Raw genomic sequence first — 22,261 nt, forward strand, 5'->3', positions numbered from 1 at the left:
GGGAGCCGTCCCCTCCCCGCGCCCCCATCACCGGCCCGACCCGGTGGTCCTGGTGAGCTGGGTGCGGATGAACAGGGGCCCCTGCTCGGCATCTCTGATCTGGGCAGGTCGGAATCCGAACCCCCGGCCATCCTTCGGGGGCTTCCCGACAGTCTTCGTCTTTCCGGGGTGGGCCGGTCGGTCAAGGGTGGCCGAAGGCCATCGCGTAGCGACGCGACGAAGGAGCGCCCTTGACGGGCCGGCGCGACGCGGAAGGACAGTGGACTGACGGGACGCCCCCGGACACACACCGACGCCGAGTCGGCAGACCCCGCCCCCTGGCACCCCGACCGACCTCTGCCGTCCCCGAGTACACGGTCCCGGCCCGCACGTCCCGATCGGCTCTCCCGGCGCCGAGTGCGTGGACCCTGCCGCCCACGTCCCGACCGACGCTTCCGGCGCCGAGTGCGCAGACCCCGCCCCCCGAAGCCACCCCCCACCCCATCCCCTACCCCCGCACGAACCGCACCGGGACCCCCGGTCTGGCCTGGGCCGCTGCGTTCAGGGGTGGGCCCGGGGGGACCACGCCTACGACCGGGTAGCCGCCCGTCACCGGATGGTCGGCCAGGAACACCACCGGCAGGCCGTCCGGGGGGACCTGGACGGCACCCAGCACCATGCCCTCGCTCGGGAGTTCACCGCCGCGGCTGCGGATCAGCCGGGCCCCGGCCTCGGTTCGGAGTCCGATGCGGTTCGACTCCGGCGAGACCCGGAACTCCGCGCGCCACAGGGCCGCGATCGAAGCCGGCTCGAACCAGTCCGCCCGCGGCCCCAGCCGCAACGGCAGTACCAGCTCGGTCGGCGCCCCCGGTGCCCCCAGGGCATCCGCCCCGCAGAGCGGATCCGGCCCGGGCGGGCCCACCGGCAGCAATGTCCCGGCCGACAGGACGGGCGGCCCCAGCCCCGACAGCAGGTCCGTCGAGCGACTGCCCAGGACCGGCGGTACGGCGAACCCTCCCCGCACCGCGACGTAGCTGCGCACCCCCGACTCCGCCCGGCCCACCTCGAGCTCCGCCCCGGCCCGGAGCCATACCGGCGCTCCCCAGGCCACCGCCCGGCCGGACACCCGTACCGCACAAGGAGCTCCCGTGACCGCCACGGTCACGGGAGCCAGCGCCCGCAGGCCGACCCCGTCCAGGGTGGTCTCCAGCGCGGCCGCCTCCGGCGGGTTGCCCAGCAGCCGGTTGGCCAGCGCGTACGCCCCCGTGTCCAGCGCGCCCGACCTGGGCACCCCCAGGTGCGCGTATCCGGGCCGGCCCAGGTCCTGGACCGTGGTCAGCGCCCCCGCCCGGAACACCTCCAGCGCAGCACCCCTCACCCCGCCACCTCCTCGAACCGCACCCGTACCCCCGGCGCGAACAGCGCCGCCGGTTGCCGCTCCGGATCCCACAACACCGCGTCCGTCGTCCCGATCAGCTGCCAGCCGCCGGGGGAGGAGCGCGGGTACACCCCCGCGTACTCGCCGGCCAGCGCCAGCGAGCCCGCCGGGACGGCCGTACGGGGCGTGGCCCGCCGCGGCAGGTGGTAGCGCTCCGGCAGCCCCGTCAGGTACCCGAAGCCCGGCGCGAACCCGCAGAAGGCCACCCGGAAGACCGTCCCCCCGACGATGCCCGCCACCTCCCGCTCCGCGACCCCCCACAGCCGGGCCGCCTCCGCCAGGTCCGGCCCGTCGTACCGCACCGGGACGGTGACCAGCGGCCCCTCGGTCTCCGCGAGCGGCGGCACCTCCCAGCGCGCGATCCGCTCCGCCAGCGCGCGCGGCTCGCGCACGCCGTCCAGCAGCACGGTCCGCGCGGCCGGCACGACGTCCCGTACGCCGCCCAGCTCGCCCGCGTCCCGCCGCCGCAGCAGCTCCGCGTGGAGGGCGGCCACCTCCGCCGCCGAGTCCAGCTCGATCAGCAGCGCCTCACCGCCCACCACCAGCGGCCTCACGCGAAGGCCTCCACCCGGACGCCCGCGGCGCCCAGCGCCTCGCGCACGCGCAGGGCGAGCTGCGCCGCCCCCGGGGTGTCCCCGTGCAGGCACAGCGAGCGCGCCTCCAGCGCCACCCAGGAGCCGTCGGCGGCCGTCACCGCGCCCTCGGTCGCCATCCCGACCGCGCGGGCGACCACGGCGTCCGGGTCGTGCAGCACCGCCCCCGGCTCGCTGCGCGGCACCAGCGTTCCGGCAGGCGTGTACGCCCGGTCGGCGAACGCCTCCGGTACGGCCGTCAGGCCCGCCGCCTCGGCGGCGGTCAGCAACAGCGAGCCCGGCAGGCCGAGCACCGGCAGGTCGTCGGCCCCGGCCGCCGTCCGCACCCCGGCGACGACGGCGCCCGCCTGGTCGGCGTCGTGGACCGTGCGGTTGTACAGCGCACCGTGCGGTTTCACGTACGACACCCGGGAGCCGGCTGCCCGCGCGAAGACCTCCAGCGCCCCGATCTGGTACGCCACCTCGTCGGCCAGCTCGCCCGCAGGCACGTCCATGGAGCGCCGCCCGAAGCCCGCAAGATCGCGGTACGCGACCTGCGCGCCGATCCGTACGCCCCGCTCCGCGGCCAGCTCGCAGACCCGGCGCATGATGGACGGGTCCCCGGCGTGGAAACCGCAGGCCACGTTGGCACTGGTGACGACGGACAGCAGGGCCTCGTCGTCGGTCAGCGTCCAGCGCCCGAAGCCCTCGCCGAGGTCGGCGTTGAGATCGATCAGAGGTGTGATCATGGCAGCCATGCGGTGAGCGTAGAACAGCGCCCGCACGGCGGTGACGGGTTGGGCCGCGCGTTCGGCGGCACGTCCGGCGGCGGGCCTGCAGGCGCCCGGGACCGATCCGGCCGAACCGTGCCGTTTGGGATGTTGTCAGTATCAGCGCCTAGTCTTTGTCCGTGACTCTCCCTGCCCCGGCGAAGACCCTTCCGTCCCCGGCGCCGGGCCCGGCTGCCGACGAGGGCCTGGCCCGGCGGCTGCGCGCGCTCGCCTGCACCGCCCCGCTGCACGACCTCGACGTACGCAAGGCCAATCTCGCCGGCGAGTACGGGATCTACGCGATGGCGGAGGTCGCGCTCGCCGCGATCGACCTGGTCACGCTCAACATGGACTTCGACACCGGCGCCGACCACGAGCAGATAGTGGCCCGGCTGCTGCCGCGCATCGCCGCGCAGGCACCGCACCGCCCGGCCGCCGAGCACGAGCGGGTGGCCCGCTGGGTGCTCGAGAACCTGATCAACGTGGGCAGCGTCGACCGGGGCTTCCGTGCGATCTACGGCACGTTCGGCCCGGACGGGGTGTACGTCCGGCGGGACTACGACTTCAAGCTGATCGAAGAGGTGCCCGGATACGGCGGCGCGGTCTACCTCCGCACGACGGACGAGGCCGTCAACGTGCTGGTCGGCGCCCTCGACACGGACGTCACCAGTGCGCAGATCGCCGCCGAGGTGAAGCTGGAGGTCCTGATCAGCCGGGGCCGGCTGGCCGACGCCCAGCTCGCCGCCGAGCAGGCCCGGTACCGCACGGTCCAGTACGCCGAGACCCTGCGCCGCACGCTGGACGCGACCCGGCGCAACGTCCGGGCCGTGGACTGGCTCCAGTCGGTGCCCGACATGATCGAGGAGGCCCTCGACCACGTCGCCGACCGCTACCGGCACGAGAACGCGATCCTGACGAACATCCGCCGGGCGCGGGACGAGGCAGAAGAGCCGGAGAACAAGCGGCGCGCCGCCGAGCTCGTCGACATCGTCAAGGATTGCATCCGCCGCCACACCCAGCTCCAGTCGCGGCTGCTGGACGCGGGCCCGCTGTTCCGTGCCGAGCAGGACCGGCAGGCCTTCGCGGCCCCGGCGCCGCGCTCCGGTATCGACCTGTACGGGCAGCTCGTCGCCCCGATCCTGCCGCTGCCGGTCGCGCAGGCCGGACGGGTCACCGACGCCTTCTTCGCCGCCGGTGCGGGCCTGCGCACGCCCGTTTCCGTGCGCGTCGCCGACCTCGTCGAGATACTGCTGACACCGCCGGTGGAGCGCGAGCACCTCGGCGCCGAGATGCCGGAGCCGGACCTCATCGCGACCCCGGACGACAGCCGCTTCAGCGAGGAGCAGCTCGCCGCCGCGATGGAGCTCCTGGACCTGCCGCACGACGCCCCGCGCCGCCTGTCGGGCCTGCTGGCCGAGGCCCGGCGCAGTGACCCGGACCTGCCCTACCTGGTGGCCCTGCTGGCCGTACACGCGGCGAGCCCGGCGGTCGGCACGGCCTACCGCCAGGGCGAGGAGCGGCTGCTCTTCGCGGTGGACGACGGCACGGAGCTCGACGACCCCGAGTTCGGCGGCGCCGACCTGATCGTCGGCACGGCCCTCCTGGACGCCGCCGGCATGGCCGCGGACCGCACGGAGGCGGCGTGACCCCGCCGCCCACTCCCGTCCTGGCCTCCTCGGCCATCCTGCCGGGCCGCTCACACGAGGCTGCCGGCCCCGTCGCGACCGCGGCCGCGCTGGGGCCCGCCCCGGCCGCCGCCCTGCCCGGCCACGCCGCTACCGACGGCCGCCGCGCCCCGCTGGAGGCACCGGCCCGGGCCGCAGGGGCCGGCGAGGGGCCGGACCACAGACGCACAGCCAATCAAGAACACCGCACCGCCGAGGAGACCCACCCGTGAGCGACAACCACGCCGAGCACCCCGCGTGGAGCGAGGCCGACGTACCGGCGGCCCCCGTCGCGCCCGCGCCCGGCACCACCGGGGTCACCCCCGCCGACGCCGCGGACGCGGCCCGGCTCGTCGCCTTCGGGCTGCAGCCCAAGCTGCTCCCCGCCCGGGACGCCGAGTACGCCGAACTGCTGCGCCGCTACCGCGAGGACCCGGCCTTCGGCCGCCTCGCCGACGCCGTCGCCACCGGCCTCGGCCTCGTCGTCCTGGAGGTGTCCCCGCGCGCCGGCATGGCCGTCGCCGCCGGCGAGGACTCCGTCTTCGCCGTCCGGATGGGCGACTATGCCCGCCGCACCACCGCCGACTCCGCCGACCGGTTCCTGCACGGCCTCGCCCACCTCGCCGTCGCCGCCCTCGCCTTCCCCCGCCCCGAGGACCTCGCCGACGACGGCTACATCGGCCGCGTCACCGTCAACGGCGTCGACGCGTTCGTCCGGCAGACCTGCCGCCGCCTCGAGGAGCGCGCCGCGGAGCTCGGCGAGAACACCGACCCGGCCACCGACGCCCCGGGCCTCGAAGCCGCCTGGCGCGTCTACGCCCGCCGCAGTGCGACCGGCGCCACCAAGGACGCGCGCCGCCTCGCCGGCTCCACCACCGGCATCGTCGGCAAGGCCGCCGCCTTCCTCACCGACTCCGGGTTCCTCCAGCGCACCGGCGACGACGCCGGCGGCACCTACCGCACCACCCCCCGCTACCAGCTCCAGGTCCGCGACATGGCGGGCAGCGCGGCCATGGCCGAGCTCCTGGAACTCGGCGTGGTCCCCGTCAGCGACGGCTCCGCCAGCCTCCTCCCGCCGCCCGAGGGCGACGACCTGGAGCTCGCCGCCGACGCAGGCCTGCCCTTCCACGCCTGAGTCCCGCCGCCGAGCACCGCCGCCCGACCTGCCCTTCGTACCGAGACACACCGAGAAACAACGAGAGTCCGCCGCCATGTACGAGCTGTCCCGGATCCGCCTCTACTCCATCGGGCCCGCCGGTGCGCGCTACGCCGACACCGTGCTCGACCTGCGCGGAGTCGGCGAGCCGGTGCCCCACCCGGCGCCCGCCCAGGCGGAGTTCTTCGAGGACGAGCCCACCGGCCCGCCGCGTCGCCCCGCGCCCGCCGGCGTGCTCTTCCTGGAGAACGGCGGCGGCAAGTCCGTCCTGCTCAAGCTGATCTTCTCGGTGATGCTGCCCGGCCACCGCAACACCCTCGGCGGCGCCAGCTCCGGCGTCCTGCGCAAGTTCCTGCTCGCCGACGACTGCGGGCACGTGGCCCTGGAGTGGCAGCACACCCAGACCGGCGAGTGCGTGGTCGTCGGCAAGGTCAGCGAGTGGCGCGGGCGCCAGGTCTCCAACGACCCGCGCAAGTTCGCCGAGGCCTGGTACTCCTTCCGTCCGGGCCCCGGCCTGAGCCTGGACAACCTCCCCGTTGCCGAGGCCACCGCCGTCCGGCCGCCCGTCGAAGGCGCCTCCGGCGCGCAGGGCCGGCGCCGCACGATGAAGGGCTTCCGCGACGCCCTCACCGAGGCCGGCAAGGCGTACCCGCACCTCGAGGTGTACTTCGAGGAGATCCACGACCGCTGGAACGAGCACCTCACCGAACTCGGCCTCGACCCCGAACTCTTCCGCTACCAGCGCGAGATGAACGCGGACGAGGGCGAGGCCGCCGGCCTCTTCGCGGTGAAGAAGGACTCCGACTTCACCGACCTCCTGCTGCGCGCCGTCACCGACACCCGCGACACCGACGGCCTCGCCGACCTCGTCCACGGCTTCGGCAACAAGCTCGGCCGCCGCGCCGAGCTGATGGCCGAACGGGACTTCACCGCCGGCTCGGTGGACCTGCTCACCAAGATCGTCGAGGCCGCCGAGACCCGCTCCCGGCTCCGCGACGTCCACGCGGGCGCGGAACGCCGTACGCGCACCCTCGCCCGGCGGCTGTCCGCCCGCGCCGCCGAGGAGCGCGGCCGCGCCGCCGACCTCGCCCAGCGGGTCACCGGCGCCGCCCACGGGGTCACCTCCGCCGAGTCCGCGCGCTCCCGCAGCGCCGCCGTCTCCGCCGAACTCGCCTACCGGCACGCCTCGCTGGCGCTGACCGTCGCGGACAAGGCCGCCGCGGCCCAGCGCCGCGAGCTCCTCGAAGCCCGCACCCTGCACTCCGCGTGGCAGGCCGCCGAGATCGTGCTGCGCCACCGCGCCGCCGCCGACCGCTCCGCCCGGGTCGCCGCCGCGATCCTGGAGGCCGAGCGCGACGCCGCCCCGGCGCTGGCCGCGCGCGCCACGGCCGCCGCCGCGCTCGTACGGGCCCTGCACACCGCCGCCGAGAACGGGGAGCGGGTCGCCAACGAGGAGGAGGAGCGGTCCGCCGGCCTCCAGGAGGCGGGCGAGGCCGCCCACCGCGATGCCACCGCCGCCGCCACGGCAGCCCAGCGCGCCCGCAGCGAGGCCGAACACCTGCGGGCCCGGCTCGCCGAGGTCCAGCAGGAGACCGCCGAAGCCGTCCGGGCCGGCTGGCTCGACGACTCGGCGCCCGACGCGGACCCGGCGCGGGCGGCCCTGGCCGCGTCCGACGCGGAGAAGACCGCCGTGGCCGCCTGGGACGCGTCCCGCGACGCCGCCCGCACCACCGCCGACGCCGCCCGCGAGGCGGCCGCCGCGGAGTCCCGCGCCGAACTCACCGCGGCCCGGGCCGCGGACGCCGCCGACGCGGCCGAGGCCGCGCACGACGCCGAGTACCGGGCGGCCTCCTCCCTCGCCGCCTCCCCTCGCCTCGCGGAGCTCCTGGGCCTCCCGCCGGTCCCCGAAACCTTCCTCCCCCACCCCCGTACGGGCACCCCCGGCGCCGCGCACGGCTCCGGCGGAGGCGAACCGGCCCCGACCGCAGGCGCGGGCACCGACGCCCCCGGCGGGCTGACCGTGGACGACCTCGACCGGAACGCCGACGACCTGCGCGAACTGCTCACCCGCGGAGTCGCCTCGGCCGAGCGCCAGTTGTTCGAGCTGCGCACCGCCGCCGCCGACGACGCCCGCATCCTCGGCGCGCTCGGCGACGGCGGCCTGCTGCCGCCCGGCCCCGACGTCCTCGCCACCGTCGAGTACCTCGGCGAACACGGCATCCCGGCCCTGCCCGGCTGGCGCTACCTCGCCCAGTCCGTGGACCCCGCCGACCACGCCGCAGTCCTCGCCGCCCGCCCCGAGCTCGTCGACGGCGTCGTCATCACCGACCCCGACACCCACTCCCGGGCCCGCGAGGTCCTCTCCGGCGCCGCCCTGCTGCCCCGCTCCACCGTCGCCGTCGGTACGGCAGCCGCCCTGCTGGCGCCCGTACCGCCCGCGGTGGAGAGCGACACCGGGGTCTTCCTCGTACCGCCGAACCCGGCCATGCACGACGAGCACGCCGCCGACGAGGAGCGCCAGGCGCTGCGCACCCGCGCCACCGCCCGCGACACCGAGATCCGCGACCTGGCCACCCGCCTCGCCGGGGACCGCGAGCTCGCGGCCCGCCTCGCCTCCTGGCGTACCGGCTGCCCGCCCGGCCGCCTCGCCGAGCTGGCGCAGCAGGCCGAGGCCGCCCGTGCGTTCGCCGAGGAGGCCGACGCCGAGCTGGCGGAGGCCCGTACCGTACGCGCCGAAGCCGACGAGGCCGCCGCCGACGCCGCCCGTGTCCGCGACGAGCGCCAGGAGACCGCCCAGCGGGCGCGCCGCGCCGCCGATGCCCTCGCCGGGCTCGCCTTCCGCCTGCGCGAGCGCGCCGGCTGGCAGACCAAGGTCCGCGAACTCGCCGACGAGGCGGCCGAGTCCGAGGCCCGCGCCGAGGTCTGCCTGGACCGGGCCCGCGCCGCCGACGAGGACCGCCGCGCAGCCCAGCGCGCCGCCGACGACGCCCGCCGTACCGCCCGCGCGCTGCGCGCCGAGCGTGCCGAGATCGCCGGCGCCCCCGAGGCGCTGCCCGAGGACGACGGCACGGCCAAGGCGCCGCTGCCCGACCTCCGCGAGGCCTACCGGGCCGCCTCCCAGCTGTACGAGAAGGTCGGCGTCGGCGCCGACCTGCGCGCCGAGCAGGCCCGCGCCGAGAGCGCCGAGAGCACCGCCCTCGCCGAGCTCGACCGGCTCACCAACAAGGTCCGCACCCGCGCCGCCCAGCTCCTCGAAGGCACCGACGGCGCCGACGGGCCCTCCCGCCAGGCGGCCGCAGCCCGCGCCGAGTCCCTCGTGCAGATGCTGGAGACCCGCGCGTCGACCGCCAGCGAGCAGCTCGGCCGACTGCGCGGCGAGGCCGAACGGCACGCCCCCACCGAGGGCGAGGCGCACACCGACCTGCCCGAGGAGCTGATCCCCGGCGACGTCGAACAGGCCCAGGCCTTCCTGCGCACCGCCACCGCCCAGCTCGCCGCGCTCACCGCGGCCGTGGAGACCGCCCGGGCCGCCCACGCCGACCTGCTGCGCGCCCACCGCGCCGCCGAGGACGGCGCCGGAGGCTTCGACGAGACCGCGGCGATGCTGCGGGACCTGCTGCGCGACCACGCCCACCAGGACGACGAGCAGGAGCCGGCGACCCACCCGGGCACGCTGGAGGAGGCCCGGCAGTCCGCCGCCGAGGCCCGCCGCTCCCTGCGCGGCTGCGCGGCCGACCTCTCGGCCGCCGAGTCGGCGGTCCGCGAGGCGAGCGACATCCTGGTCCGCCACGCCAACGCCAACCGCTACGAGCAGGTACGTACCCCCGCGCGCCAGCAGATCCGCGAACTGCCCGCCTCCGCCCTGCCCGAGCACGCCGCGGCCTGGGCCGCGGCCTTCGCACCCCGGCTGCGTGTCCTCACCGACGAGCTGGCCCAGCTGGAGCGCAACCGCGACAGCATCGTCGACCGGCTGCGCGGACTGGTGGAGTCCGCCCTGGCCACCCTGCGCTCCGCCCAGCGGCTCTCCCAGCTCCCCGAGGGGCTCGGGGAGTGGTCGGGCCAGGAGTTCCTGCGCATCCGCTTCGAGGAGCCGGACCAGGCCACCCTCACGGAGCGCCTCGGCGAGGTCATCGACGAGGCGACCCGCGCGGCCGTGAAGAAGAACAGCAGCGCCTCCTTCGGCGAGGGCCGCCGCGACGGCATGTCGCTGCTGCTGCGCGGAGTCCAGGCGGCCCTGGAGCCCAAGGGCATCTCGGTCGAGATCCTCAAGCCGGACGCGGTGCTGCGCGCCGAGCGCGTACCGGTCGGCCAGATGGGCGACGTCTTCTCCGGCGGCCAGCTGCTGACGGCCGCGATCGCCCTGTACTGCACGATGGCGGCGCTGCGCAGCAACGACCGCGGCCGCGACAAGCACCGCCACGCGGGCACGCTGTTCCTCGACAACCCGATCGGGCGCGCGAACGCCACGTACCTGCTGGAACTCCAGCGGGCCGTGTCCGACGCGCTCGGCGTCCAGCTGCTCTACACGACGGGCCTGTTCGACACCACGGCCCTCGCCGAGTTCCCGCTGGTCATCCGGCTGCGCAACGACGCGGACCTGCGGGCGGGCCTGAAGTACATCAGCGTCGAGGAGCACCTGCGCCCGGGCCTGCCCCAGCAGTTCCCGGAGGGGGAGACCATCCACGGCGAGATCACGGCGACCCGCATGTTCCGCCGCTCCACGGTCGGTTCCTGACGGCAGGCCCCGTACGGGTCAGCCCCGGCCCGAGCTCGCCTGGTAGCGCCTGTCCGCGCCCGGTGGCGGCCACACGGCCGGCCGGGCGCCCGCGCCGCCCCGCAGCCGTATTCGCTCCGTCCCACCGGACGACGCCTCGGCACGCGCCTCCCGGCGGGCCCGGCGCCGCTCGCGGCGACGGTCCCGCGCCGTGCTGCTCGGCTCCGACACCACCCCGTACCGCTGGTTCCACATCTGCCGGGTGATCAGCACGTCCAGCACGCCCCAGGTGGCCACGACCGTCCCGGCTATCGCGCCGATCCCCATCGGCAGGGCCAGCCATGAGCCGGTGAGCATGAGGAAGAAAGTGACCGTCGCCTCGGTCAGCGTGACGGCCACGATCAGCACCGCCCGCACCGCCGAGTCCCGCACCGGGTCCGGCATCCTGCGCCGCCGGGCCGGCTCTTCCTCCCACAGTGACCGCCCCGGCGCGCCCACCGCCGCGCCGGTGTCCTCGTAGATCCCCATCGCACGCTCCCACCCCGACGAATCCCCTCGAACAGGTAGACGTTCGACGTCGCCGAGAGATTCCCGTATCCCGGACTCCTCCCCAGCACCTGCCCATCCCGGAACGAAGAATTCCAGCCATCCATCGGGTTGCAGGAACTCACACCCCACCAAGTGTCATCTGCCACATAACGGGCCGCTCTTGACCGGATGTGTCGGACAACTCGTGATCTACGCCCGGGCGTCCGGCCGAAAATGTCCGGACACGCCTTCGAACCCGCTTCCCGGCAGTAGTAGGCTCACGCCGTTTAAATGACGGAACACCGACCCCCGACAACGGGGTTGAGCTGGGGGAGGCTGGGGAGGCCATGCGCTTTCGCGGGAAGTCCATCCGCCGGAAGATCGTGGCGTTGCTCCTTGTGCCGCTCATCTCCCTCACCGCCCTCTGGGGCTTCGCGACCGTGATCACCGGCCGCCAGGCCGTCCAGCTCCTCGACGTCGCCTACGTCATCGACAAGGTCGGCTACCCCGTCGAGGACGTCGTCCGCGTCATCCAGAAGGAACGCCGCCAGACCCTCGTCGTCCTCGGCGACCCCCGCGCCTCCACCGCCACCGCCGAACTCGCCAAGCGCCGCGCCGCCACCGACGAGATCGTCGACCGGATCGGCCGGAACGCCAAGGACCCCGAGGTCGCCGACGAGCTGGCCCCGGCGGCCGCCCAGCGCCTCGACTCCATCCTCGACGCCTTCCACGGCATCGGCGCACTGCGCCGCTCCGTCGACCAGAACACCCTCGACCCGAGCCAGGCGCTGGAGCTCTACAGCCGGCTCGTCGACCCCTGCTACGAGTTCCTCATGAACCTCCACGCGCTCGAGAACGTGGAGATGGACAAGCAGGGCCGCGCCCTCGTCGGCATCACCCGCGCCCGCGAGACGCTCTCCCGCGAGGACGCCGTCATCGCCGCCGCCCTCGCCGCCCGCAACGTCAGCGCCGCGGACATCCGGCACGTCTCCGACTTCGCCGCCAACCGCACCCTGCTCTACGAGTTCAACCTCGCGATCCTCCCGGCCGACGACCGCGAGCTGTTCGAGCAGTACTGGAGCAACCCCGAGACCAAGCCGCTGCGCGACGCCGAGGAGCGGTTCCTCTCCGGCGGCGCCGGCAAGAACCCGCGCATCACCGCCGCCCAGTGGGACGAGGCCGCGAACAAGGTCCTCGACGACCTCGCCACCATGGGCACCGCCGCCGGCGACCGCTACCAGAAGCGCGTCGAACCCGTGGCCATGGACGTCCTGGTCCAGGCGGCCATCGCCGGCGTCCTCGGCTTCATCGCCCTCGCCGTCTCCCTGGTCCTCTCCGTGCGCATCGGCCGCGACCTCGTCCGCGACCTGTCCCGGCTCCGCAAGGAGGCCCACGAGGTCTCCGGCGTCCGGCTGCCCGCCGTGATGCGCCGCCTCGCCGCCGGCGAACACGTGGACGTCGAGACCGAGGCCCCGCGCCTGGAGTACGAGAAGGACGAGGTAGGCCAGGTCGGCCAGGCCCTCAACACCCTCCAGCGCGCCGCCGTCGAGGCCGCCGTCAAACAGGCCGAGCTCCGCCGGGGCGTATCCGAGGTGTTCGTCAACCTCGCCCGCCGCAACCAGGTCCTGCTGCACCGCCAGCTGACCCTGCTCGACACCATGGAGCGGCGCACCGAGGACGCCGAGGAGCTCGCCGACCTCTTCCGCCTCGACCACATGACCACCCGCATGCGCCGCCACGCCGAGGGCCTCGTGATCCTCTCCGGCGCCGCCCCCTCCCGCCAGTGGCGCAAGCCCGTCCAGCTCATGGACGTCGTACGGGCCGCCGTCGCCGAGGTCGAGGACTACGAGCGCATCGAGGTACGCCGGCTGCCGCGGCTCGGCATCGCCGGCCCCGCCGTCGCCGACGTCACCCACCTCGTCGCCGAACTCCTGGAGAACGCCACGGTGTTCTCCCCGCCGCACACCGCCGTCCAGGTGCACGGCGAACGCGTGGCCAACGGCTTCACCCTCGAGATCCACGACCGCGGCCTCGGCATGAACCCGGAAGCGCTGCTCGATGCGAACCTCCGGCTCGCCGAGACCCCCGAGTTCGAGCTCTCCGACACCGACCGCCTCGGCCTGTTCGTCGTCAGCCGCCTCGCGCAGCGCCACGGCGTCAAGGTCGTCCTCCAGCCCAGCCCGTACGGCGGCACCACCGCCGTGGTGTTCCTCCCGGCGGCCCTGCTCACCGAGGCCCCCGAGACCAACGGCACCGGCCTGCGCCTCGGCGACGGCAAGGGAGGCCGGGCGAACGGCCAGGGCCCCGCCCGGCCCGCCCCGGCCGCCGTGGAGCGCGCCCCGGCCGGCCGCCAGCTGACGGCCCCCGAACTGCGCGGCCCCGTCGAACTGGAGGCCCCGCTCGGCGTGCTCGGGCTGGACGGCCTCGACGACCCGGCCGCCCTGGACGAGGTCACCGCCGGGATCACCGGGCTCACCGGCGTCGGCGGCCGCCCCGCCATGGCCACGCTCGACGACGAGACCCCGCCGAACGGCACCCCGCGCAGCGCCCTGCTGGGGCTCCGCCCGGCGGACCGGCCGCACACCGACCGCAAGAGCGGCCGGGACCGCGACCGGGAGCCGCAGGCCCCCACCGGCCCGGTCCGCCTCGACAGCCACCGCCCCGAGGCGATCCGCAGCACCCGCCCGGACGGGCCCCGGTCCCCGGGCGCCGTACCGCTCCCGCGCCGCAGGCCCACCCCGACGCTGGTCGCCGAGCACGGCCGCCGCGTCGAGCCCCGCCCGGTGTCCGCGGTCCCGCAGCCCGCGCCGGACCCGGAGCCGGGCGCCCGCCCCGGCGCGGCCGCGCCCGGCGCCGCCCAGCCCGGCGGCGCCCCCGCCAAGGGCCCCGGCGGGCTGCCCAAGCGCGTCCGCCAGGCCAGTCTGGCGCCCCAGCTGAGGAACACCCCGGCCCCCGCACCCGCCGAAGCCGCCGCGGACCCCGTGGTCCACCGCGACGCGGAAGACGTACGTACCCGCATGACCGCACTCCAGCGCGGCTGGACGGCGGGCCGCAAGCAGCAGGCACAGCAGCAGTCCGGGACCGGGGCAGGCACCTCCGCCGCCACCGGACCCGGATCCGAGAACGAGGGGGACGGCCGATGACCGCACCGCAGACCGGCAACGACACCCGGGGCCGCGGCTCCGGTCCGCTCAACTGGCTCCTCGACGAGCTCGTCGACCGGGTCGGCAGCATCCGCAAGGCGGTGGTCCTCTCCGGCGACGGCCTGCCCACCGGCAGCTCCAAGGACCTGACCCGCGAGGACAGCGAGCACCTGGCCGCCGTGGCCTCCGGCTTCCACAGCCTGGCCAAGGGCGTCGGCCGCCACTTCGAGTCCGGCAGCGTCCGCCAGACCGTCGTCGAGCTGGACGAGGCCTTCCTCTTCGTCATGGCCGCCGGCGACGGCAGCTGCCTGGCCGTGTTCTCCGACGCCGACTCCGACGTCGGGCAGGTCGCGTACGAGATGACCCTCATGGTCAAGCGGGTAGGCGACCACCTGGCGACCGCTCCCCGCTCCGGGCTGCCAGCCGGAGGGTGAGGCGGACCGTATGAGCGATCCAGGCCGGCACCGCCCGGACCACCCCGCGGGCGCCCCCGGCACGCCCGGGGCACCGCAGGAGCCCGCCCACCCGCACTGGTTCGACGACGAAGCGGGACCCGTCGTCCGCCCGTACGCCATGACCCGCGGCCGGACCAGCCACGCCGGCCAGCACCGGCTCGACCTGATCGCGCTCGTCGTCGCCGAACCGGCGGCCGACGATCCGGTCTGGGACATGACCCTGTCCCCGGAACACGCCCACATCCTCGGGCTGTGCCGGGAGCGCCCGCAGTCGGTCGCCGAGCTCGCGGCCGAACTCGACCTCGCGGTCGGGGTCGTACGGGTCCTGATCGGGGACCTGGTCGACGAGGAACTGGTCCATGTGACCCGGCCGGTACCGCCGGCCGAACTGCCCGATGAATCCATTCTGCGTGAGGTGATCGATGGCCTTCGGGCGCTCTAGCCGCACCGGTGCCATGCATGCCGTGTCGCCGGTCGAGCCGCTGACCCTGAAGATCCTGGTAGCGGGCGGCTTCGGGGTGGGCAAGACCACCCTGGTCAGTGCGGTGAGCGAGATCAGACCGCTGCGGACCGAGGAACTGCTGTCCGAGCCGGGCGTCGGCATCGACGACACCGGGGGAGTGGAGGGCAAGTCCACCACCACCGTGGCGATGGACTTCGGGCGCATCACCCTGCGCGAGGACCTGGTCCTGTACCTGTTCGGCACGCCCGGACAGGACCGCTTCTGGTTCCTGTGGGACGAGCTGGCCCAGGGCTCGCTCGGCGCCGTGGTCCTCGCCGACACCCGCCGCCTCGCCGACTGCTTCGCCGCCGTCGACTACTTCGAGCGGCGGGGGATCCCGTTCGTGGTCGCCGTCAACTGCTTCGACGGGGCCGATCGCCATCCGGTGGTGACCGTACGGGAGGCGCTCGACCTCGATCACGAGGTGCCGGTGCTGCTGTGCGACGCCCGGGACCGGGAGTCCGTGAAGGACGTGCTGGTCGGGGTCGTGGAACACGCGATGTCGCTGGCGCGGGCCCGGCGCCGGAGCCTGACCGCCGGGAGCTGAGCAGCGGTCTCCGGGCCCCGGGGCCGGGCGCACAGGAGGCGGCCCGCACCCCCGCCGACTGGGGTACGGGCCGCAGCTCTCATGGGGGGGACGGAGGGGCCCCGGTCGCGGCGTCGTACGCGGCGCGGGACTGTGGAGCGAGTGTGAACCTGCCGCCGGGGGCCGTCAAGCGTTCGGACAACAGCCCCTGTTCAGGGTCCGCCCCCGGCCGCCGCCGTCACCCCGGCGTAGCCGTCGGCGTCACCTCCGCCGGCCTCCTCACCGCACCGCGACGACGGCCGATCCGTGCCCGAACAGCCCCTGGTTCGCGGTGATCCCCGCCCGGGCGCCCGGCACCTGCCGGTCCCCGGCCGTACCGCGCAGCTGCCAGGTGAGCTCGCACACCTGGGCGATCGCCTGCGCCGGCACCGCCTCCCCGAAGGAGGCCAGCCCGCCGCTGGCGTTCACCGGCACCCGCCCGCCGAGCGCCGTCGCGCCCTCCCGTACGAGCTTGGCCCCCTCGCCCTCGGCGCACAGGCCGATGTCCTCGTACCACTCCAGCTCCAGGGCGGTGGAGAGGTCGTACACCTCGGCGAGCGAAAGGTCCCCGGGCCCGAGCCCGGCCTCCTCGTACGCGGCACGGGCGATCGATGCCCGGAACGAGCCCGGCGCCGGCCGTACGGCGGTCACCGAGTCGGTGGCGATGTCCGGGAGGTCGAGGACCGTACGGGGATAGGTCGGCGTCACCGTCGACACCGCCCGGATCCGCACCGGATCGGAGACCCCGCGCGAGCGTGCGAAGTCCATGCTGCTCAGGACCAGCGCCGCGCCCCCGTCCGAGGTGGCGCAGATGTCGAGCAGCCGCAGCGGATCGGCGACGACCGCCGACTGCGCGACCTCGTCGGCCGTGACCGGCTTGCGGTAGCGGGCGTGCGGGTTCAGGGCTCCGGCCGCGGCGTTCTTGACCTTCACCTGCGCGAAATCCTCGAGCGTGTCCCCGTACACGGCCATCCGGCGGCGCGCGTACAGGGCGAAGTACGCCGGGTTCGTGGCGCCCAGCACGCGGAACCGCAGCCAGTCCGGATCGTCCGGCCGGTCCCCGCCCGCCGGGGCGAAGAACCCCTTGGGCGCCGCGTCAGCGCCGACCACCAGGACGACGTCGGCCAGCCCGGCCAGGATCTGCGCCCGCGCCGCCCCGATGGCCTGGGCCCCGGAGGCGCAGGCCGCGTACACGCTGGTCACCCGCGCACCCTGCCAGCCCAGCGCCTGCGCGAAGGTCGCGCCGGCCACATAGCCGGGGTACCCGGAGCGCACGGTGTCGGCGCCGACGATCGACCCGACGTCGGCCCACTCCAGCCCGGCGTCGGCGAGCGCGGTCCGGGCCGCGGCCCGCCCGTACTCGACGAAGCTGCGGCCCCACTTGCCCCAGGGGTGCATCCCGGCCCCGAGGACGGCGATGTCGGCACTCACGCGGTGCCTCCCGTCGGCCTGAACTGCCAGGTGGTCCGGACGGTCCCGGTGTCCGCGTCCTCGTTCAGCACACCGCCGACCACCTCGACCTCCATCCCGACCGCCAGATCGGCGACGGTGACCCCGGGAACCGCCTGCCCGAGCACGACCATCCCCTCGGCCTCCAGCTCCACCGCGACCAGGGTGTACGGCACCCAGGGCGCGTCCGGGTCGGACACGTACGGCGCGGGCGGCCGGTACCGCCCGTCGGTGAAGGACCACACCCGCCCGCGGGGGGAGAGCGGCACCTCGGCGAGCTCGCCGCCGCCGGGACAGTGCGGATTGCGGCAGTACGCGTCCTCGCGCGGGAAGAACACCGCGGTACAGGCGGAACACCGGGTGCCGAGCAGCCGGAAGCCGCCGCCGTCCGGTCCGTCCTCGGTGAACCACCCGCTCACGACGGGGGTGCGTGCGCGTCCCAAGGGAACCCCTCCCTAGCCAGTCACAGCAATCTGACGGATCGTCAGAAGTCTGTCATGGGCGGGCAGCCCTGGCACGGGTTCTCGGCAAGCCACTTCTGCGCGATCTCGGCCAGTTCCGCATCCCGCCCGGCCGGCATCATCCGGATCATCTGCGCGTCCCCGCGCAGCGACCACGCCGGATGTCCGGGGGAGAGCGGAAAGTCATGCGGGCACGGCACTCACGGCCGGACCGAGGCGACAGAGACCGGGAAGTCGAAGGAGGAATCGGGAAAGGCCTCGGGCTTGAACGTGAAATGCCACCACTCCTCGGGCAGGTTCACGAAGCCCTGCGCGGCGAGCGTCTGCCCCAGCAGCTTCCGGTTGGCGCGGGCGGCGCCCGTGATCCTGGGGTTGTCGGTGTGCGAGAGCGGATCGAAGCGGTCGAACGGGGTCCCCATGTCGACCGGCCGCCGCAGCGGCAGCCGCACGAGCGTCACATCGACGGTACTCCCGCGGCTGTGCCCGGACTTCTCGGCGATGTACCCGTCGGGAATCAGCCGCTCCTTGTCGACGTCCGGATAGAACTCCGCCTTCGTGGACTGGTCCTGCGGATCCGCCGCCCACCGTACGAAGCGGTCCACCGCGCGCTGCGGCCGGTAGCAGTCGTAGACCGTCAGCGAGTACCCGCGCGGCAACAGCTCCCGCTGGGCCCGGGGCAACGCCTCGGCGGCGGGACGGGCGAGCAGGCAGACGGGCTCCTCGTACCCGTCCACGACCGCGCCGGTGAAATTGTCCGCGGTGGCGTACCTGATGTCCTGGCCGATGGTGGGATCGACCTCGGCCAGCGCCACGAACCCGGGCGGCGCCGAGCCTCCGGTGCCGCCGCCGGCGAGCATCGCCGCACAGCCCATGACTCCCGCAACTGCAGTCATCCTCATACCCCTTGGCATATCATCACGGCATGCAGGTACAGCCGAGGGACTCGCACTGCTCCACCTGCGGTTCGCTGTTCGACACGACCGCCTGGCCCCGTACGTGCGCCTCGTGCGGCGCCGTCACGTACCGCAACCCGCTCCCCGTGGCCGTCACGCTGCTCCCGGTCGAGGACGAGGCGGGCACCGGTCTCGTGGTGATCACCCGCACCATCGAGCCGGCCCTCGGCGGCGTCGCCCTGCCGGGCGGCTTCATGGACTTCGGCGAGGACTGGCGCGACGCGGTCGTCCGGGAGCTGCGCGAGGAGACGGGTATCCGCGCACCGGCCTCGGAGGTCGTCCTGGCCGACGCGATGAGCTCCCCCGCGGGCCACCTGCTGCTCTTCGGCCTGCTGCCGCTGCGCCCGACGGCATCCCTGCCACCGTCGGCCCCGACGGACGAGACCACGGGCTGGCACGTCCTGCGCACCCCGACGCAGCTGGCGTTCCCGCTGCACACCCAGGCTGCGGCGGCGTGGTTCGCGGGACGCTACGGCGGTTGACGGCGGACCAGGGGGTGTCTTGTGGATCATGCCGGGCTCGCTGATCCGGCCTGATCCACACGACACACTCCTGGGGTACAGGCCGGGCCCGGCGGGACGCCGGCCCGCCGCCCGCCGCTCATACCCGCAGGTCCATCACGAAGCCCGCCGTCATCACCACCGCGACGGCCGCCGCCGTCACCGTCAGACCCCGCCCCCACAGCGCCTTCAACGGCACCGGCCGGGCCCGGAAGCACGCCCCCGCGACCATCGGGAGCATCGCGCTCGCCACCGTGCACGCCCAGACCGCCCCGGACCCGGGAGCCGACGTGACGTGGTCGCGCAGCCACCCGTGCGCCAGCAGCGCAGGCGGCGCCGAGACCGGTACCAGCAGGACCAGGACCGCGACCGGCTCAGGCCATGCCGTCAGACGGGCGGTCAGGCGCCCCAGGAGCGCCACCGGCTTGACGAGCAGCAGCCCGTGCAGGAATCCCACCGCCACCGCAGCGACCGACCCGACCCCGAACATCACCAGGAATCCGACCGGGGACGCCTCCTGCGCGGCGACGAGCACCCCCCACGCCAGGAGCAGCTGGCATGCGCCCACGACCTCTGCTCCCGGCGCGATGTCCCACCGGCGCGGTCTGCGCAGCGCCCGCAGCCCGGGCGCGTAGGCCCGCGCAGACCTCGTCGGGTCGGCCGGGCTCGCCAAGACCATCACAAACCCCCTGAACGAACGGCTCCGACGGCAGCAAGGTCGGCCGCCGCCGCACAGGGCAGGATCCCCCGGCGGCCTAGAGGGGACCTGCATCCGCGCTGGAATGCGCCCCGGAAGCGGCCCCGGAACCCGGTGCGGCAGCCGAGCCGGATACCGAGCCGGGACCCGCCCCGGAAGCCGTCCCGGATCCCGCCCCGGTCGCCCCCTCGCGGTCGAGTCCCCGTACCTCCACCCCCTCCACGGGCTCCCCGGCCTCGTTCTCCACCACCACCGCGTCCCCCAGCCACCGCACCGTGTACCGCTCGACCTCGCCCGGCTCGAAGCCCGGCCCCGGGTCCCGGATCACCACCCCGCCACCGGTGCGCCCCCGCGCCGGAGCCCAGGCCTCCAGGGCCGCCCCGCCCTCACCGGGCCGGCGGACCGGCAGCACCGCCCCCGCCCGGGCCAGCACCGGGATCCGGCCCGGCGGGGCGTCCAGCAGGATCTGCCCGGGACCCTCGTACGCCGCCCCGGTCGCGGTGTCGTACCACCGCCCCCGGGGCAGCCGGACCGCCCGCCGGTCCGCCCCGCACTCCAGCACCGGCGCCACCAGCAGCGCGTCGCCGAGCAGGAAGGCGTCCTCGCAGTCCCGCAGCGCCCGGTCCTCCGGCGCCCCCCACCACAGCGGCCGTACGTACGGGGCCCCCGTCCGCCGCGCCAGCTGGGCCAGCGTCAGGAAGTACGGCCTCAGCCGCTCCCGCTCCGCCAGTACGGCCCGCGCCTGCTCCTCCACCTCCGCCCCGAACTCCCACGGCTCGCGCCGCCCGGCCCAGATCGCCGAGTGGGTCCGGAACAGCGGCAGGTACGACCCCAGCTGGAGCCACCGCAGATACAGCTCCGGCGAGGGCGAGCCCCCGAAACCGCCGACGTCCGGGCCCGAGTACGGCACCCCGCACAGGCCGAGCCCCAGCACCAGCGCGAGCGAGGCCCGCAGCCCCTCCCAGCCGGTCTCCACGTCCCCGGACCAGGTGCCCCCGTACCTCTGCATCCCCGCCCACCCCGACCGGGAGAACAGGAACGGCCGCTCGTCGGGCCGCAGCCGCACCAGCCCCTCCCAGCCCGCCCGCGCCATCCCGAGCGCGTACACGTTGTGCGCGGCCCTGTGGTCCCCGCCGGCGCCGTCCATCGCGTGCCGCGCCGAACGGGGCAGCGTCATGTCCCCGAACGGCGCGAAGGACACCGGTTCGTTCATGTCGTGCCACACCCCGGAGAAGCCCTGCGCCAGCCGCTCCGCGTACAGCCCGCCCCACCAGGAGCGCACCGCCGGATCAGTGAAGTCCGGGTACGCGCACTCACCGGGCCAGACCTCGCCCCGCACCTCCTGCCCCTGCGCATCCCGTACGAAGGCCCCGCCCGCCCCCACCGCGCGGCCCGACGTGTGGACGGCGTCGCCCGCCTTCACCGCCGGGTCGACGATCGAGACGAGCCGTACGCCCTGATCCCCCAGCTCCCGCGCCAGCCCCGGCAGATCGGGGAACCGCTCCTCGTCGACCGTGAACACACGGTGCTCGTCGTAGTGGTCGATGTCCAGGTGCACGGCCGACAGCGGGAGCCCGCGCGCGGTGTAGCCCGACACCACCCGCCGCACCTCCTGCGCGCTCCCGAACCCCCACCGCGCGTGCTGGTACCCGAGCGCCCATTCGGGCGGTACGGCGGCCCCGCCCGTCAGCCCCGACCAGCCCTGCAGCACCCGCGCCGGCGTCCCCACCAGCACCCAGCACCTGAGCGGCCCACCCTCCATGCGCAGCTCGCTCGACCCCGGCCGGTCCGCCCCGGAGCCGGCACCCTCCTCGCCCTCGCGCAGCGCCACCCGGCCGTCCCAGGAATTGTCGTGGAACACCAGGTGGGTCCCCGCGTCCGCGACCACCATCTGCACCGGCATCGTGATGTACAGCGGATCGTCGCCCGGCCCGAAGCCGCCCTTGGGGTCCGTGTTCCACAGCCGGTACACCCCGTCCCGCAGCCGCGGTCCGCCGGCCCGTCCGCCCAGCCCGAAGAACCGGGCGTCCGCCGGCACCTCGGCCCGCTGCAGCCACCGCGACTCGACCGGCTCCCCGGCGACCGGCTCCGCCGGCTCCCACCAGCGCGGCGGCAGCTCCCGGCGCAGCACTGTCCCGCCCGGCGTGCGCACCTCGACCGCCCCGTGCCGGGACACCGCCACCGTCACCCGCTCGGAGACCACCCGCCAGCCGCCGCCGGTGTCCGGTTCCAGCACGGCCCGCGGGTCGGGCTCCGGGCCGCTGCCGACCAGCGCGTAGGAGGGCGTCGGCCCGGCCCCGTCCCAGCCCCAGAACACCGCGCCGCCCGCCGTGACCCGTACGAGCAGCTCCGACCGGGCGAACCTCAGCACCCCGCCGCCCGGCCGCGGTTCCGTACCGGTCAGCAGACCCGGCACGCGGGCCCGCTCCGCGCCCCGGCGCGGGAGCCCCACCGCGTCCGCGCGCCGGTGGCGCCAGGCCGAGCGCCACGCGCGCCGTCCGCGCTCCGTACCGATCTCTTTCACCGCACGCACCAGATCGCGACCGTTCATGCTGCTCACCCTGCCACCGGCCGCCGGGCGAGCGGGCTGCGTTCAACTTCCGTTCACTCGTCCATGACCCCTCTGGTGCGGATCTAGATCGCATGGCATGGTCCCAGTGAGCCGCCGCGCGCACACCCACCGCGCGATGGCACCGTACGCACACCACGCGCGAG

The 22,261-nt window shown here is 75.2% G+C and carries 18 protein-coding genes and 1 pseudogene; 9 read left to right on the forward strand and 10 right to left on the reverse strand.

All coding sequences use genetic code 11. The features are described from left to right. Window positions 1–487: 487 nt before the first annotated feature. The 3 genes from AB0M76_RS41435 to AB0M76_RS41445 are packed head-to-tail and all read right to left on the reverse strand — an operon-like array spanning window position 488 to window position 2,726. Entirely contained in the window at window positions 488–1,357 is an 870-nt protein-coding gene (locus tag AB0M76_RS41435) for a biotin-dependent carboxyltransferase family protein (RefSeq protein WP_365957943.1), read from the reverse strand. Beyond that, entirely contained in the window at window positions 1,354–1,971 is a 618-nt protein-coding gene (locus AB0M76_RS41440; RefSeq protein WP_365957944.1) for an allophanate hydrolase subunit 1, read from the reverse strand. The genes AB0M76_RS41435 and AB0M76_RS41440 overlap by 4 nt, the downstream gene beginning before the upstream one ends. Beyond that, on the reverse strand, window positions 1,968–2,726 hold the full coding sequence (locus tag AB0M76_RS41445) for a 5-oxoprolinase subunit PxpA (protein WP_365957959.1): 759 nt from the start codon (window positions 2,724–2,726) through the stop codon (window positions 1,968–1,970). The genes AB0M76_RS41440 and AB0M76_RS41445 overlap by 4 nt, the downstream gene beginning before the upstream one ends. A 173-nt stretch (window positions 2,727–2,899) precedes the next feature. Between AB0M76_RS41445 and AB0M76_RS41450 the strand changes: the two genes are divergently transcribed. From AB0M76_RS41450 to AB0M76_RS41465, 4 genes are all read left to right on the forward strand, one after another. Further along, window positions 2,900–4,405 carry a hypothetical protein gene (locus tag AB0M76_RS41450; RefSeq protein ID WP_365957945.1) on the forward strand — a complete coding sequence of 502 codons (1,506 nt, stop codon included), beginning with the start codon at window positions 2,900–2,902 and terminating at the stop codon, window positions 4,403–4,405. Beyond that, window positions 4,402–4,656 carry a hypothetical protein gene (locus tag AB0M76_RS41455; RefSeq protein ID WP_365957946.1) on the forward strand — a complete coding sequence of 85 codons (255 nt, stop codon included), beginning with the start codon at window positions 4,402–4,404 and terminating at the stop codon, window positions 4,654–4,656. Before AB0M76_RS41450 ends, AB0M76_RS41455 begins: the two co-directional genes overlap by 4 nt. Continuing rightward, window positions 4,653–5,558, forward strand: a complete 906-nt coding sequence (locus tag AB0M76_RS41460; RefSeq protein WP_365957947.1) for a hypothetical protein — start codon at window positions 4,653–4,655, stop codon at window positions 5,556–5,558. Before AB0M76_RS41455 ends, AB0M76_RS41460 begins: the two co-directional genes overlap by 4 nt. A gap of 76 nt (window positions 5,559–5,634) precedes the next feature. Continuing rightward, a complete protein-coding gene (locus AB0M76_RS41465; protein WP_365957948.1) occupies window positions 5,635–10,314 on the forward strand; it encodes a hypothetical protein in 4,680 nt (1,559 codons plus the stop codon). Window positions 10,315–10,332: 18 nt separating this feature from the next. On the opposite strand, the gene AB0M76_RS41470 is transcribed toward AB0M76_RS41465, so the two are convergent. After that, window positions 10,333–10,821 carry a hypothetical protein gene (locus AB0M76_RS41470; RefSeq protein WP_365957949.1) on the reverse strand — a complete coding sequence of 163 codons (489 nt, stop codon included), beginning with the start codon at window positions 10,819–10,821 and terminating at the stop codon, window positions 10,333–10,335. A gap of 347 nt (window positions 10,822–11,168) precedes the next feature. Between AB0M76_RS41470 and AB0M76_RS41475 the strand changes: the two genes are divergently transcribed. From AB0M76_RS41475 to AB0M76_RS41490, 4 genes are read left to right on the forward strand one after another with little or no spacing between them, the layout of a single operon-like run. Further along, the gene (locus AB0M76_RS41475; RefSeq protein WP_365957950.1) at window positions 11,169–13,964 is read left to right on the forward strand and encodes a nitrate- and nitrite sensing domain-containing protein; all 2,796 of its coding nucleotides are present in this window, start codon (window positions 11,169–11,171) and stop codon (window positions 13,962–13,964) included. Then, a complete protein-coding gene (locus tag AB0M76_RS41480; protein WP_365957951.1) occupies window positions 13,961–14,398 on the forward strand; it encodes a roadblock/LC7 domain-containing protein in 438 nt (145 codons plus the stop codon). Before AB0M76_RS41475 ends, AB0M76_RS41480 begins: the two co-directional genes overlap by 4 nt. A gap of 10 nt (window positions 14,399–14,408) precedes the next feature. Next, window positions 14,409–14,861, forward strand: a complete 453-nt coding sequence (locus AB0M76_RS41485; protein ID WP_365957952.1) for a DUF742 domain-containing protein — start codon at window positions 14,409–14,411, stop codon at window positions 14,859–14,861. A 13-nt stretch (window positions 14,862–14,874) separates the two neighbouring features. Next, entirely contained in the window at window positions 14,875–15,468 is a 594-nt protein-coding gene (locus AB0M76_RS41490; RefSeq protein WP_266669088.1) for an ATP/GTP-binding protein, read from the forward strand. A gap of 258 nt (window positions 15,469–15,726) precedes the next feature. Here AB0M76_RS41490 and AB0M76_RS41495 read toward each other — a convergent pair whose 3' ends face one another. The 4 genes and pseudogenes from AB0M76_RS41495 to AB0M76_RS41510 form a co-directional block, all read right to left on the reverse strand. Next, on the reverse strand, window positions 15,727–16,917 hold the full coding sequence (locus AB0M76_RS41495) for a lipid-transfer protein (protein ID WP_365957953.1): 1,191 nt from the start codon (window positions 16,915–16,917) through the stop codon (window positions 15,727–15,729). After that, the gene (locus AB0M76_RS41500) at window positions 16,914–17,378 is read right to left on the reverse strand and encodes a zinc ribbon domain-containing protein (RefSeq protein ID WP_365957954.1); all 465 of its coding nucleotides are present in this window, start codon (window positions 17,376–17,378) and stop codon (window positions 16,914–16,916) included. Before AB0M76_RS41500 ends, AB0M76_RS41495 begins: the two co-directional genes overlap by 4 nt. A gap of 41 nt (window positions 17,379–17,419) precedes the next feature. Next, window positions 17,420–17,660, reverse strand: a pseudogene (locus AB0M76_RS41505) (DUF962 domain-containing protein); the annotation flags it as partial. After that, a complete protein-coding gene (locus tag AB0M76_RS41510) occupies window positions 17,597–18,268 on the reverse strand; it encodes a M15 family metallopeptidase (protein ID WP_365957960.1) in 672 nt (223 codons plus the stop codon). The pseudogene AB0M76_RS41505 and the gene AB0M76_RS41510, both read right to left, overlap by 64 nt. A 50-nt stretch (window positions 18,269–18,318) precedes the next feature. Between AB0M76_RS41510 and AB0M76_RS41515 the strand changes: the two genes are divergently transcribed. Then, a complete protein-coding gene (locus AB0M76_RS41515) occupies window positions 18,319–18,831 on the forward strand; it encodes an NUDIX domain-containing protein (protein WP_266669096.1) in 513 nt (170 codons plus the stop codon). Between the two features lie 118 nt (window positions 18,832–18,949). On the opposite strand, the gene AB0M76_RS41520 is transcribed toward AB0M76_RS41515, so the two are convergent. Then, window positions 18,950–19,528 carry a hypothetical protein gene (locus AB0M76_RS41520; protein ID WP_365957955.1) on the reverse strand — a complete coding sequence of 193 codons (579 nt, stop codon included), beginning with the start codon at window positions 19,526–19,528 and terminating at the stop codon, window positions 18,950–18,952. A 76-nt stretch (window positions 19,529–19,604) separates the two neighbouring features. Next, window positions 19,605–22,097 (reverse strand): glycoside hydrolase family 31 protein, encoded by a 2,493-nt coding sequence (locus AB0M76_RS41525; protein ID WP_365957956.1) that lies wholly within the window; start codon window positions 22,095–22,097, stop codon window positions 19,605–19,607. Window positions 22,098–22,261 lie beyond the last annotated feature (164 nt).

It is taken from the genome of Streptomyces sp. NPDC051364 (assembly GCF_040682115.1).
GTDB lineage: Bacteria > Actinomycetota > Actinomycetes > Streptomycetales > Streptomycetaceae > Streptomyces.

What these genes read in the sequence shown, in the direction of transcription:
- AB0M76_RS41515 (WP_266669096.1), top strand. Translation starts at nt 18,319, where the DNA reads ATGCAGGTACAGCCGAGGGACTCGCACTGCTCCACCTGCGGTTCGCTG.
- AB0M76_RS41480 (WP_365957951.1), top strand. Translation starts at nt 13,961, where the DNA reads ATGACCGCACCGCAGACCGGCAACGACACCCGGGGCCGCGGCTCCGGT.
- AB0M76_RS41485 (WP_365957952.1), top strand. Translation starts at nt 14,409, where the DNA reads ATGAGCGATCCAGGCCGGCACCGCCCGGACCACCCCGCGGGCGCCCCC.
- AB0M76_RS41490 (WP_266669088.1), top strand. Translation starts at nt 14,875, where the DNA reads ATGCATGCCGTGTCGCCGGTCGAGCCGCTGACCCTGAAGATCCTGGTA.
- AB0M76_RS41520 (WP_365957955.1), bottom strand. Translation starts at nt 19,528, where the DNA reads ATGGTCTTGGCGAGCCCGGCCGACCCGACGAGGTCTGCGCGGGCCTAC.
- AB0M76_RS41470 (WP_365957949.1), bottom strand. Translation starts at nt 10,821, where the DNA reads ATGGGGATCTACGAGGACACCGGCGCGGCGGTGGGCGCGCCGGGGCGG.
- AB0M76_RS41465 (WP_365957948.1), top strand. Translation starts at nt 5,635, where the DNA reads ATGTACGAGCTGTCCCGGATCCGCCTCTACTCCATCGGGCCCGCCGGT.
- AB0M76_RS41525 (WP_365957956.1), bottom strand. Translation starts at nt 22,097, where the DNA reads ATGAACGGTCGCGATCTGGTGCGTGCGGTGAAAGAGATCGGTACGGAG.
- AB0M76_RS41475 (WP_365957950.1), top strand. Translation starts at nt 11,169, where the DNA reads ATGCGCTTTCGCGGGAAGTCCATCCGCCGGAAGATCGTGGCGTTGCTC.
- AB0M76_RS41510 (WP_365957960.1), bottom strand. Translation starts at nt 18,268, where the DNA reads ATGGGCTGTGCGGCGATGCTCGCCGGCGGCGGCACCGGAGGCTCGGCG.